The organism is Chitinophaga barathri (genome assembly GCF_003807585.1).
Taxonomy (GTDB): domain Bacteria; phylum Bacteroidota; class Bacteroidia; order Chitinophagales; family Chitinophagaceae; genus Chitinophaga; species Chitinophaga barathri.
Map to the genome: position 1 here is coordinate 392,531 of NZ_RMBX01000005.1, position 12,509 is coordinate 405,039.

Sequence of the window (12,509 nt, forward strand, 5' to 3'; positions counted from 1 at the left end):
AAAATTCCGGAAATATGATTGGGGTGATTTTCGTCAGGTTTTGGGTCATGGGGTTACAAATATATTAAGTTTCGGCAATAAGATATGATTTCTAAACAACGCCTGTTATTTTTATCGTTCAATTACTCTTTATCATGATACAAGATAAGCCCTCATTAAACCGCAGGAATTTCCTCGGCAACATCACCAAAGCAGGCATTCTCGGCGCTATCGGCCTCTCACCCGTAGCCCGCGTGGCAGCAGCCACCACCGAAGAAGAGATGCGGGAGGCTGAAAAGGCCTTCACCGAAGGCGAACACGCCTTCCTCTGCCAGCCTTATCTCCAGAATCCCGGGCCCACGGCCATGACCGTGATGTGGATGAGCAACAAACCCACCTACAGCTGGGTGGAATACGGCGAAACCAATGCGCTCGGCAGCACCGCCCGCAACATACAGGCGGGTATCGTGGACTCCTACGACAGGCTGCACAGCATCCGCCTCAGCAACCTGAAGCCCGGCACCACCTATCATTACAAGGTCCTGTCCAAAGAGATCACGGAATTCAGGCCTTATAAACTCACCTACGGGGAAACCATCACCTCGGATACCTTCTCCTTTACCACCCCGGCCAAAAACCCGAAAGAGGTGAGCTGGCTGGTATTCAACGATATACATGACCGCGGGGCGGATAGTTTCCCCCATCTCATGGCCCTGAACAAAGATCCTTACGACTTTGTGTTCCTGAACGGCGATATGTTCGACTACCAGGAAGATGAGCAGCAGATCCTCGATCACCTGCTCACGCCGCTCAGCAAAACCTTCGCTGCTGAAAAGCCCTTCCTGTTCACCCGCGGCAACCACGAAACCCGTGGCAAATACCGCCGTGAGCTGGCCAATTACTTCGACGGGCCGTACATTTTCGCCAAACAATGGGGCCCGGTGCATTTCACCGTGCTGGACACCGGCGAAGACAAGGAAGACACGCATCCCGTATACGCGGGCATCGTGGATTTTGACGAATACCGCCGCCAGCAGGCGGAGAACCTGAAACAGGTCGTACTGTCCCCCGCTTTCAAAAAAGCGAAGTTCCGCGTGGTAATGATGCACATCCCGCACTATTATTCCGGCGACTGGCACGGGCCGATGGAATGCCGCAAACATTTCGGGCCTATCTTCGAACAGTCAAAGATCGACCTGTTCATAGCCGGGCATACTCACCGCCCCGGCATTCACCAGCCGGTAGCGGGCCAGCACTCCTACCCGATCGTGATCGGCGGCGGCCCGAAAGACGGCAACCGCACGCTCATCAAAGTAAAGGCCACCGAAAAGGACCTGAGCCTGGTGATGCTGAAAGATGACGGGTCTGAAATGGGCCGTGTGGACCTGAAGAGCAAGAGGGGTTAATAAACCGCTTACAATGACGCTACCCGGCTTCACAACGTGATTGCCCGGCAACGTCATTGCGAGAAGCAGCAGAGCCAAAGCGGGAGGGGCGACGAAGCAATCTCCTTCATGGAAGTGACGTACTCCAATATTGGGAGATTGCTTCGTCGCGGCTCCTGCACACGCCTCCCCGCTGCTCCTCGCAATGACGGCTTAGTTACTTTCAGAAATGAATTACTGTGGAAGCGGCTTGGCGGCGGCCACGCAGGCCCAGGGGTCCTGGTCGCCGGGCATTACCTTTTTATCGTGGCTCCAGCAGAAGTTCATCGCCTGGCTGGTAACGCTGATCAGCCGGATGTTCACCTTCGTGCCCTTCCTGCTGTTGGACGCATGTACGGTCTGCACCCCTTTTGCCGGTATGTTGTGGATCGTATAAGGCTCGCTTTTGAACACATCGCCATTCCCCCTCACGTACTCCACCATCACCACGGCATTGTCCACCGGGTATTCCGTCTGGTTGCGCAGTGTGATCTCCAGGTTTTTGATACCCCCCAGGAAACCTGTCTTATAATCCCCCGTGTTCAGCGATATGTATTGTTTCCAGTTTTTGCGGAAATATTCCCTGCGGTCCACAAACGTGGCCTGGGCCTGCACCTGCATGTCCTTGCGGCCGGCGATCTGCTCCGCAGTGCGGTTGCTCAGGGTTAAACTGTTCTTCAGGTCCCGGTTCTCATTCAGCAACTGCTCGTTCACCCGCAGCAGCTCTTTGGCTTTCCGCTGGTCCCGGCAGGACTTCACCACCAGTATGGCAATCATAAAAAGCATGATAACAGGTACTATCCATCTTTGACTCATACGGCAGTAATAGAAAAAATAATGCCGGATTTCATTCGAAACCCGGCACCGTTCTCAGCTAACCTTTATTTCTCGGTAAACTCGTAGCGTATCTTCTCATTCCTTTCAAAGTCGTACAGCGTGAGCCTGCGCACCGTGTAATAGGCCCTCCAGAAGTTGCGGAGTGCAAATACATAACTCTGCGAAGCCTGGTCTTTTTCGCTTTGCGCAAGGTTCAGGTCCGTGATGCTGATCTTGCCGATCATATACCGGGCCTTGGTGATCTCGTACCGCAGGCGCGCGATAGTATCCGCTTTGGTGGCGCTGGCCAGCAGGTTCTTCTGAATGTTGAACTGCTGGGTTTGCAGGTATACCTCCTGTTCAAACTGGCGTTCGGCCTGTTGTATGTCAATTTCTATCAGATCACGGTTCGCCTTGGCCTGGCGTACCCTGTAGCGGGCGCGGCCCCAGTCCAGCAGCGGGATGCCGATGCCCACGGCGAAGTTCTGCTGGATCTCCCCGCCGGAATATACCCCGCCAAAGGTGGTCCCGTTATTGGTCTGCCCCAGCTGCGCGCGGAGATTAAACTCATAACCACTGTAAGCGCGGGCTTCGGCCACGTCTTGCTCGGCTTCCAGCCTTCTGCGGCGGAATTCGAGCACAGACTGCCGGTTGTTCCCCGCTTCAGCCACCGCTTTGTCCAGCGGCACGCTGAACAGCGGGACGACGGCGGGAGCCGTGAGCTGGATCGCCGCATCTTTGGGCATGTTCAGGAACCTTTTCAGTTCCTGGTAGGCCATTTCCTTTTGCAGGGTGGCCTGCTCCAGGGTATTACGGGCGTTCAGCAGGCTGAGCTCTATCTGCAGCAGTTCGTTTTCCGCGATCCTGCCGAGGTCAAAGCGGCCCTGGGATATTTTGAACAGGGTATCCTGGTTGGCCACGTTCTGCTGGTAAATACGTTCCTGCGTCTGGGCGGACAGTGCTTCGAAAAACAGCGAAGCCCCGTCCAGCGCTACCGTCTCCAGGTCTTCGATGTACTGGCGTTTGCTTTCATCGTAGGCGATGGGCGATATCTTACGCTCCCAGTAAAACGGGTTGTATACGATACTGGGCTGGTTGTAGTTGATGGAAAAGGGCGTGGCCAGGTAATTGGTCTTGGTGGTACCGGTGAATTCGTCAAAGCGGTTCAGGTTCGACTGTACGGAAAAGGTACCGCCGGTCCAGGGCACATTCTGGCGGAGGCCAAGGTTCACGGCTGTATTGGAGGTGGAGCGGCGTACATATTCCACTTTACCATCGGGCTGCAGCACCTCCACTGTTTCGCCGAAGGGGCTGCTGCTGTTATTGATGCCCAGTACAAGCTGCGGCAGCTGCCCCGCCCTGAAATAGCGGTAAGCGTACAGCGAGTTCAGCGCGCGGCTTTGCGCACGGTAATAACTGGGGGAGTTGCGCTGCGCGGTGGCCACTACTTCCTGTAATACTAATTGTTCCTGCGCCTGGGACACGGTAAAGGGTGCACTGCCCAGCAGGCAGGCTATTGTGAATCTGAATTTAAGCATGTCGTAAACATTCAATTGGGTTCTGGTTTGCCGCCTTGCGCGCGGGAGAGATACCAAAGATGAGACCTACGGAAGAGGCCAGCACAAAGGATAACAGGATGGAGATCGCGGAGATGATCGTGCGGATGTCCGCCACTTTGTCCACCGTATAGGCCCCGGCCACGCCAAGGATAATACCGATGATGCCGCCGCTGAGGCTGATCAGCACGGCTTCAAAAAGGAACTGCATCACGATGTCGCGCTTCTGCGCGCCCAATGCCATCCTGATACCGATCTCTTTGGTACGTTCCAGCACGCTGGCCAGCATGATGTTCATAATACCGATGCCGCCCACCAGCAGGGAAATGCCCGCGATGGCGCTCAGTACGATGTTAAACACATCTTTGGTTTTCTGCTGCTGCTGGAGCAATTGCTCGGGGATGGATACTTCAAAATCCATCACGTCCGAGTGGCGGCGTTTCAACATGCGGCTGATGATGCCGGCGGATTCCGTAAGCTGTTCTGGTTGCGCTATTTTTACGACCAGCTGGTCCAGCTGGTGCAGCGGCATGTCCGGCGGCTGCTGGCCTCCCCCTTCTTCAAACCAGCTGCGCTGCTCGATCCGGATAGCCGGGTTGCGGTAACGGGTGAGCGTGGTCTGGATGGGCACATATACGTCCATGTTGTAATCCCTGATACCGAGGTTTTCCTTGGTGGCGCTGCTGATCAGCTTTTCATCGGTTACGCCGATCACCTTCAGCCATTGCTGGCCGCATTTGATGGTTTTACCCAAAGGGTCTTCGGACAAAAAGAACTTTCTTTTCACGCCGGCGCCGATGATACATACGCCGTCACCCACTACCAGCTGCTCGTGGTTGAACATCTTTCCTTCGGAAAGACCGATATTGTTGAGCTCAAAAAACGCGGGCTCCACGCCCACCATTTTCAGCTTTTTGCTTTTGCCGTTGTAGATCATGTCCTGGTCCAGGATCATCTCCGGGCTGATGGCGTCCACGGTGGGCACCATCCGCTGGATGCTGTGCGCATCTTCAAGGCTCAGGCCTTTGGAGAATTTCTTTTTGTCCTTTTCCTGCCCGCCCGCTTCTTTGTTTGTTTTTTCGTCTTCCTCTTTTTTCTCTTCCAGCAAGGGTTTGATCACAATGTTATTCACGCCCACCAGTTTCATCTGGTTCATGATCTCTTCTTTCGCGCCCTTGCCGATGGCCAGCATGGCTATCACCGCGCCTACGCCGAATATAATGCCCAGGGCAGTCAGGAAAGACCGCAGCCTGTTGGCCACGAGCGAATCCAGCGCAATGCCCAGATTGTTCATGTTACGGGTACCCCATAATTTTCGCATAATGTCTGTTTTATGAGGTTATTTTAAAACGACGAGAGTGTGGTTCTTGGCGGATTCCGGCTCGGACATGTATACTTCGTCCCCCGCTTCAAGCCCTTTGTCAACGATCACTACTTCATCGTTGCTCTTACCCAGCTTCACTTCGCGCTTTTCGATGGAGTTGCCCCTGCGCAGGTATACGAAGCTTTTGGATTTTTCGCTGAATACGGCTTCCAGCGGGATGGTGAGCTTGTTAGGCACTTGATTGATAAGGATATTGTTGGAGGTGGTCATGCCGGGTTTGAGGATGGAGTCCACTTTGTCCAGCTTGATGAGCACTTCGAATACTTTTGCATTGGAACCGGGGCGGTTTTCACCGATATTGGCCACGGAGGTCACGATGCCGGTGAGTTTCACCTCGGGGAAGGCATCCAGGCCCATGGACACTTTCTGTTCTTTTTTGATCTTGCTGATGTCCACCTCGTTGATATAGGTTTTGGACAACATGCTGCTCAGGTCGGGCAACATACAGATGCGCGGGTCCCAGGAGCGGATGGCGGAGCCTGCTTTCTTTTTGCCGCCGGTGGCATAATCGGGGATATATACCAGCAATCCTTTTTTGGGTGCGGTGATGCGGAAATTGTTGCGGAGGTCTTCCAGCGCGGCCAGCTGCTCCTGCTTACGTTTCACTTCCCTGGCGGCCTGTTCCATTTTGGCGGAAGCCTGCCGCTGCTGGATCTTGTATTTTTCGCCCAGCTGTTTAAAATCACGGTCTGCCTTCTCCAGGTCCAGTTCTGCCTGGCGGATGGTAGCGGGCGGCTCGAATTTGCTCAGCTCCAGCGCGATCTTTTTCTGTTCCATCTGGAACTTGAGGTTGGTGATATTGTCGCGGGATTCGCGCATCTGGAGCGTGGTGTCCAGCGCGGTCTGGGACAGGGTGGTGATGGAACGGTCCAGCTCCATCTGTACGTCCCCGATCTTTTTGTTCACCACAGCGGGGTCCAGCGTGGCGATGTAGTCCCCTTCCTTGACGGTGATACCTTCCGTAACCATGTCCTGGATTTTGATCTCTTCGTAGATCTGGTGGGTCTGGAGGGGTGGTGACTGGATGTACACCGTGTTTTCGGCCATCAGTTCGCCGGGGCTGACCACCACGTCCCGGAAGTTTTCTTTTTTCACTTTAGCTACGGCACTGGGGCCGGCGGCCTTTTTACCGAAAACAAAATACGCGGTAATCGTACAAACGAGGAGTAACGCGGCAATAAGCCACCATTTTTTCTTAAACATAGGTCAATTAGTGTGTGGTATATACAAGGGTGAATAGCTACTTATTAATTACGCACGGCTTCGGCTAAACATGGAATTTTATCTAGATGCACGGGTTCAACGATTCCATAAAAATATACGGGGAATACTAAACGAAACGTTAATTGTGACGGATAGAGGGATTTGCATTATAAACAGCGTTTTATAAGGGATAGACTTCACTCGGTGCTCATACACAACAATTTGCATTTCCCTGATAACGGTCTCACAATTACTTTTATTTTTGCCCAAATGTCCCTGATGAAATTATTTGTGGTAAACGATGCCCGCACAGCCCGGGAATTCCTGGATGTACATGTCACGCTGAACAAGGATCACGAAGGCTGGATACAGCCGCTGGACAAGGATATAACAGATGTATTCGACCCGGCAAGGAACAAGGCTTTCCGTTTTGGCGAGCTGGTGAGATGGGTGATGAAGGACGAAAACGGCAGGTTCACCGGCCGCATCGCCGCTTTTGTGAATAAAAAATATAAAACCCTCGGGGACGAACAACTCACCGGCGGGGTGGGCTTTTTTGACTGCATCAACGACCAGCGGGCGGCGAACCTCCTGTTCGACACGGCGAAACAATGGCTGGAAGAAAGAGGTATGGGCGCCATGGACGGGCCGGTCAACTTCGGGGACCGCGACCGCTGGTGGGGCCTCCAGGTGGAAGGGTTTGTGAACCCGCCGTACGGCATGGCCTACAACCCTCCTTATTACCGCAACCTTTTCGAGGGATATGGTTTTGAGCCTTTCTTTAACCAGGTCTGTTTTGCACTGGACGTAAAAAACCGCATACAGGACAAGTTTTATGAGCGTCATGCCGCCCTGGCGGAGGACCCGGACTATTCCGCCCGGCATATTGATAAAAAGAACCTCGAAAAATACGCGCAGGATTTCACGACCGTCTACAACAAAGCCTGGGCCCAGCATGGCGGCGGCAAGGAGATCACGAAGGAGCAGACCATGCTCCTGTTCAAAAAGATGAAACCCGTGCTGGATGAAAAGATCGTATGGTTCGCCTATTATAAGGAAGACCCGATCGCCATCTGGATCAACCTGCCGGAGCTGAACCAGTATTTCAAACATATGGGCGGCAAATTCGGCCTCCTGCAAAAGCTGCAATTCCTCTGGCTGAAGATGACGGGCGCCTGCCGCAAGTTCACCGGCATCGTGTTTGGCGTGGTGCCGGAGTTCCAGGCAAAGGGCGTGGATGCCTATATTATCGTGGAAGGGGGCGTAAAAGTGATACAGGAGCAGAACCTGTATGATGACTATGAAATGCAGTGGATCGGGGATTTTAACCCGAAAATGATGAATATCGGCCAGAACCTCGGGGCCTATCCCAGCCGGCGGCTGATCACTTTCCGCTACCTGTTCGACCGGACGAAGGAATTTAAGCGCCACCCCATCCTGAAGTAAAGGCCGCGAAAACATCCGTGCCGGCCTGAAATAGCCCGATGGGCCATGGTGGCTGGCGCGAGCTTTTTCCCTTTTTACTTTTTATTTTTTGCGTTACTTTCGGCTTTTGGAAAGGAGCGACTCCCATCATGGAAAATTTTATAGTATCCGCCCGCAAATACCGTCCGCAGAACTTCTCTACGGTAGTTGGGCAAGCCCATATCACCACTACACTCAAAAATGCCATCCGCAACAACCAGCTGGCCCATGCCTTCCTGTTTTGCGGTCCGCGCGGCGTGGGTAAAACCACCTGCGCGCGCATCCTGGCCAAAACCATCAACTGCGAGAACCTCCAGGCAGATGGCGAGGCCTGCAATGAGTGCAACTCCTGCCGCACCTTCAACGAAGGCAGCTCCTTCAATATCCATGAGCTGGATGCGGCCTCTAACAACTCCGTGGATGATATCCGGACGCTGGTGGACCAGGTGCGCTTTGCCCCCCAGGCCGGTAAATACAAGATCTATATCATCGATGAGGTGCACATGCTCAGCTCCTCGGCCTTCAACGCGTTCCTGAAAACGCTGGAAGAGCCGCCCTCCTACGCGATCTTTATCCTCGCCACCACGGAAAAACACAAGATCCTGCCCACCATCCTCAGCCGCTGCCAGATCTTCGATTTTAAGCGCATCACCATACAGGACACGGTGGATCATCTCCAGGAGATCGTCACCAAAGAACATATGACCGCCGAAGGCGACGCCCTTCACCTGATAGCCCAGAAAACGGACGGCTGTATGAGGGATTCCCTCAGCACGCTGGACAAGATCGTGAGCTTCACCGGCGGCAAACTCACCTACCAGAACACCCTCGAACACCTCAATATCCTCGATTACGACTATTTCTTCAGGGTCATGGAATCAGTACTGGCGCAGGATATAGCCGGCGCCCTCCTGATATTCGACGAAGTGCTGCAGAAAGGATTTGAGGGGGACAACTTCCTGGGCGGATGGGCGGAGTTCCTCCGGAACCTGCTGGTGTGCAAAGACGATAAGGTGTTGCACCTCATGGAAGTGAGCGCGAACCTGAAAGACCGTTATAAACAGATGAGCGGCCGCGTAAGCTCCGCCTACCTGGTGACGGCCCTGCACCTGCTGAACGAAACCGAGATCGGTTACCGGATGGCCCGCAACAAAAGGCTGCACGTGGAAATGGCGCTGATCAGGCTGTGTTACCTCCAGCAGGCGGTAACCCTCGTGAGCAACGACCAGACGGGCGAAGTGGTAAAAAAAAACCTGATTCCTGAAGGAGCGCCCCAGCGCCTGCGGGCCCCGCTGCCCACGCCGATCTACGGCAAACCCGCTACCAGCAAAACAATACAGCCACAGGAACCTAAATTGACGATTGAAGTGGAAAAAGGCGCCGCGCAACCCGCTTACACTGCCCCGCAGGAAAAAGCGCCCGCCGCCTATACTCCTTCACCCGAAAAAACGGCACCGGCTTATACGCCGCCGGCCTCACAGCCGGCCACGCCTTCCTACACCGCCCCACAGCCTTCACCGGCCACAGGCGCCGGGAACGGTGCCGCCAGGCCCAAGCTCACCGGCCTTGCCGCCATGAAAGAAGCCATGGCAGCCAAACAGCAGCAGTCCCCGGCCACCGCGACCAGCAGCATCCCCCTTACAGCAGGCGCCATCGCCGTGTATTGGGACGAGTTCATAGACCGGTTCATGCAGGCGAACAAAATGACGGTGGTGGGCAACCTCCAGCTGGCTCAAACCTCCATGGTGGGGCCCGAGGAGATCTGCATCGTGAGCCGGAACATTGTACAGTACCGCTTCATGGAAGAAGAAAAGCTGGAAATATCCGAGTTTTTCAAGGTAAAATTCCGCAACAACGCCCTTATACTTACCCTCCAGCTGGACGAGAGCCAGCAGCAGACGGCAGATACAGGCCCGGTACCACTCTCAAGCCGGGAGCAATTCACGCGCATGGTAGAGAAATACCCGCTGGTGAAAGAATTGAAAGACAGACTGAACATGGAACTTGATTTCTAAACCGTTGCCCGGTACGGGTAATAGGTTATTTTTTAAACACCCGCCCCCCGCATGCGTTGCGTTTTTGCGCAAAAACATGTAGGTTTGGGCAAAATTTCGAAGAAACACTATGGCAGAAGTTATCAGAATGCCCCTTTTAAGCGATACGATGACAGAAGGGGTGATTGCGGAATGGCATAAGAAGGTAGGCGATACCGTAAAGTCCGACGATATTATTGCTGAAGTGGAGACCGACAAGGCCACCATGGAGGTAATGGGATATGTGGACGGCACGTTGTTATATATTGGTGTGGAGAAAGGAAAGGCCGCCAAGGTAAATGCGATCATTGCCATTGTCGGGAAACCGGGCGAAGATTACAAACCCCTGCTGGAAGGCAACGGAGGCGCAGCCGCCCCCGCTCCCAAAGCAGATGCAGCCGCACCTGCCCCCAAAGCGGAGGCCGCACCTGCCCCTAAAGCGGAAGCCGCTCCGGCAGCTCCTGCCGCAGCTCCCCAGGTAGACAAAGGCGCCCTGGACGCAGCCATGAAAGACGCTACCGTGATCCGCATGCCGCTGCTGAGCGATACCATGACGGAAGGCAAGATCGTGGCATGGAACAAAAAAGTAGGCGATACCGTTAAATCCGACGATGTGCTGGCGGAAGTGGAAACCGACAAGGCAACCATGGAAGTGATCGGTTACGCGGATGGTACCCTGCTGTATGTTGGCGTTCCCGAAGGCCAGGTGGCTAAAGTGAACGGCATCATTGCCATAGTAGGTAAAAAAGGAACAAACGTAGAACCCATACTCGCGGCTGAAACATCAGGCGGCGGCGCAGTCCCCCAGGCGGCACCCGCAGCGGATTCAGCAGCGCCGGCCGCTACCGCTCCCGCGGCGGAAGCAGCCCCTGCAGCCGGCGGATCTGCCGACGGAAGAGTGAAAGCCTCTCCCCTGGCTAAAAAGCTGGCAGAAGAAAAAGGCATCGATATCAGCCAGGTACCCGGCAGCGGGGACGGTGGCCGTATCGTGAAAAAAGACGTGGACGGCTTCGTACCTTCCAAAGCCGCTCCCGCAGCAGCACCTGCTGCCGCACCCGGCGCACCCGCTCCCAAAGTGGCCGCATTTGCGCCCGCGGGACAGGAAGGCCATACCGATACCCCCGTATCGCAGATGCGCAAAGCCATCGCACGACGCCTTGCAGAAAGCAAATTCCAGGCACCGCACTTCTACCTCACCATGGAAATCAACATGGACAAGGCAATGGAAGCCCGCGAAGCCATCAATAAAGTATCCCCCGCCAAAGTTTCATTCAACGACATGGTGATCAAAGCCTGCGCTATGGCGCTGCGCCTCCACCCGGACGTGAACAGCAGCTGGCTGGGCGACACCATCCGTCACAATCACCACATCCACATCGGTTCCGCTGTAGCGGTAGACGAAGGGCTGATCGTTCCCGTGATCCGTTTTGCGGACCAGAAGAGCTTCTCCCAGATCGCTGCCGAAACCAAGGTGCTGAACGACAAAGCCAAGAACAAAAAGCTCCAGCCGCAGGACTACTCCGGCAATACCTTCACCGTATCCAACCTGGGTATGATGGGCATCGAGCAGTTCACCGCCATCATCAATCCTCCTGACTCCGCCATCCTCGCGGTAGGCGCCATCAAGGAAACCGTGATCGTGGAAAACGGCCAGTTCAAAGCCACCAACGTGATGAAAGTAACCATGAGCTGCGACCACCGCACGGTGGATGGCGCTGTAGGCTCACGTTTCCTGGTAACGCTGAAAGGCTTCCTGGAAAACCCGGTGACAATGTTCGTATAAAGACATTCCCGATAACAGAAAAAGCTGTTCCTTCCCGGAACGGCTTTTTTTATGGCTGTTGTATGCTTTCTTTTTGCCGTGAAAAATCTCCCCAAATCAATATTAAATTATCAACAGCAGGGAATGTATTTATGTCCTCCATAACACATTTTAGAACTATCCGATTCTCCCGCGTGTTAAAAAACAGTGTCAAAATAGTATCAATTCCTTTCATTTGATAGCGTAATCCGCTGTCATCCTCTTTCCGTTTTTGAAAAAAATCTAATAATATCCCCATATTTTATTAAATTCATATTCATTCCCCCAAACAATACGCAATGCAGGTTCCCAAAAATGCCCTCAAATGGTTTGAAATACCTGTCAGCAATTTTGATCGGGCCCGAAAGTTTTACAACACTGTATTCAATTTCGAACTACTGGAAGCGCACGTCCGTGGTAACCGTATGGGATTGTTCCCCTGCGACGAGGGGGACGGTGGCGTGGGCGGCGCGATTGTAGAGGGGCCGGACGCTGTGCCCAGCCAGCGGGGTTGCGTAGTGTATCTTTATTGCGGACCGGACCTTACCGAGGTGCTGGACCGGGTGCCTGGCGCGGGCGGGCGCATCCTCCACGAAAAGGCGCCGATCTCCCCCGAAAAAGAAATGGGCTACCAGGCAGTGTTTACGGATACCGAGGGTAACCGGATAGGCCTGCATTCTGAGGCTTAGGGTCTCATTCCTCCCCGGGCAGAACGCTTTTACCTATGTCTCCTCCTAAATAAGCTTTACAGATTGCGGTAGAAAATATATAGATTCAAACTACCCAATATGAAAAAGAAGCGACAGGGGAAGCCCCCCATTTACGAAGATGCCTTTAAGATATCCGTGG

Annotated in this window: 9 protein-coding genes; 5 read left to right on the forward strand and 4 right to left on the reverse strand. The window is 54.0% G+C overall.

All coding sequences use genetic code 11. From position 1 onward, the window contains the following. The first annotated feature begins 134 nt into the window (after positions 1 to 134). On the forward strand, positions 135 to 1,385 hold the full coding sequence (locus EG028_RS11470) for an FN3 domain-containing metallophosphoesterase family protein (protein WP_206614430.1): 1,251 nt from the start codon (positions 135 to 137) through the stop codon (positions 1,383 to 1,385). Positions 1,386 to 1,598: 213 nt separating this feature from the next. Here the strand turns inward: EG028_RS11470 and EG028_RS11475 are convergent, their stop codons facing one another. From EG028_RS11475 to EG028_RS11490, 4 genes are all read right to left on the reverse strand, one after another. Continuing rightward, positions 1,599 to 2,219, reverse strand: coding sequence for a hypothetical protein (locus EG028_RS11475; RefSeq protein WP_148086764.1), 621 nt, complete (start codon positions 2,217 to 2,219; stop codon positions 1,599 to 1,601). Between the two features lie 65 nt (positions 2,220 to 2,284). Then, complete coding sequence (locus EG028_RS11480; protein ID WP_120516385.1) at positions 2,285 to 3,757, reverse strand: TolC family protein; 1,473 nt, start codon at positions 3,755 to 3,757, stop codon at positions 2,285 to 2,287. Then, entirely contained in the window at positions 3,750 to 5,096 is a 1,347-nt protein-coding gene (locus EG028_RS11485; protein WP_120516384.1) for an ABC transporter permease, read from the reverse strand. Before EG028_RS11485 ends, EG028_RS11480 begins: the two co-directional genes overlap by 8 nt. 18 nt (positions 5,097 to 5,114) lie before the next feature. Then, entirely contained in the window at positions 5,115 to 6,362 is a 1,248-nt protein-coding gene (locus tag EG028_RS11490; RefSeq protein ID WP_120516383.1) for an efflux RND transporter periplasmic adaptor subunit, read from the reverse strand. Between the two features lie 279 nt (positions 6,363 to 6,641). Between EG028_RS11490 and EG028_RS11495 the strand changes: the two genes are divergently transcribed. From EG028_RS11495 to EG028_RS11510, 4 genes are all read left to right on the forward strand, one after another. After that, positions 6,642 to 7,808, forward strand: coding sequence for a hypothetical protein (locus EG028_RS11495; protein ID WP_120516647.1), 1,167 nt, complete (start codon positions 6,642 to 6,644; stop codon positions 7,806 to 7,808). 128 nt (positions 7,809 to 7,936) lie between these two features. After that, positions 7,937 to 9,841, forward strand: a complete 1,905-nt coding sequence (locus EG028_RS11500) for a DNA polymerase III subunit gamma/tau (protein WP_120516382.1) — start codon at positions 7,937 to 7,939, stop codon at positions 9,839 to 9,841. A 109-nt stretch (positions 9,842 to 9,950) separates the two neighbouring features. Further along, the gene (locus EG028_RS11505; protein WP_120516381.1) at positions 9,951 to 11,642 is read left to right on the forward strand and encodes a pyruvate dehydrogenase complex dihydrolipoamide acetyltransferase; all 1,692 of its coding nucleotides are present in this window, start codon (positions 9,951 to 9,953) and stop codon (positions 11,640 to 11,642) included. A 317-nt stretch (positions 11,643 to 11,959) separates the two neighbouring features. Further along, positions 11,960 to 12,349 (forward strand): VOC family protein, encoded by a 390-nt coding sequence (locus tag EG028_RS11510; protein ID WP_120516379.1) that lies wholly within the window; start codon positions 11,960 to 11,962, stop codon positions 12,347 to 12,349. Positions 12,350 to 12,509 lie beyond the last annotated feature (160 nt).

Excerpts from the sequence above, each read along its gene's own strand:
- EG028_RS11470 (WP_206614430.1), top strand. The coding sequence starts at position 135 with ATGATACAAGATAAGCCCTCATTAAACCGCAGGAATTTCCTCGGCAAC.
- EG028_RS11475 (WP_148086764.1), bottom strand. The coding sequence starts at position 2,219 with ATGAGTCAAAGATGGATAGTACCTGTTATCATGCTTTTTATGATTGCC.
- EG028_RS11480 (WP_120516385.1), bottom strand. The coding sequence starts at position 3,757 with ATGCTTAAATTCAGATTCACAATAGCCTGCCTGCTGGGCAGTGCACCC.
- EG028_RS11485 (WP_120516384.1), bottom strand. The coding sequence starts at position 5,096 with ATGCGAAAATTATGGGGTACCCGTAACATGAACAATCTGGGCATTGCG.
- EG028_RS11490 (WP_120516383.1), bottom strand. The coding sequence starts at position 6,362 with ATGTTTAAGAAAAAATGGTGGCTTATTGCCGCGTTACTCCTCGTTTGT.
- EG028_RS11495 (WP_120516647.1), top strand. The coding sequence starts at position 6,642 with ATGAAATTATTTGTGGTAAACGATGCCCGCACAGCCCGGGAATTCCTG.
- EG028_RS11500 (WP_120516382.1), top strand. The coding sequence starts at position 7,937 with ATGGAAAATTTTATAGTATCCGCCCGCAAATACCGTCCGCAGAACTTC.
- EG028_RS11505 (WP_120516381.1), top strand. The coding sequence starts at position 9,951 with ATGGCAGAAGTTATCAGAATGCCCCTTTTAAGCGATACGATGACAGAA.
- EG028_RS11510 (WP_120516379.1), top strand. The coding sequence starts at position 11,960 with ATGCAGGTTCCCAAAAATGCCCTCAAATGGTTTGAAATACCTGTCAGC.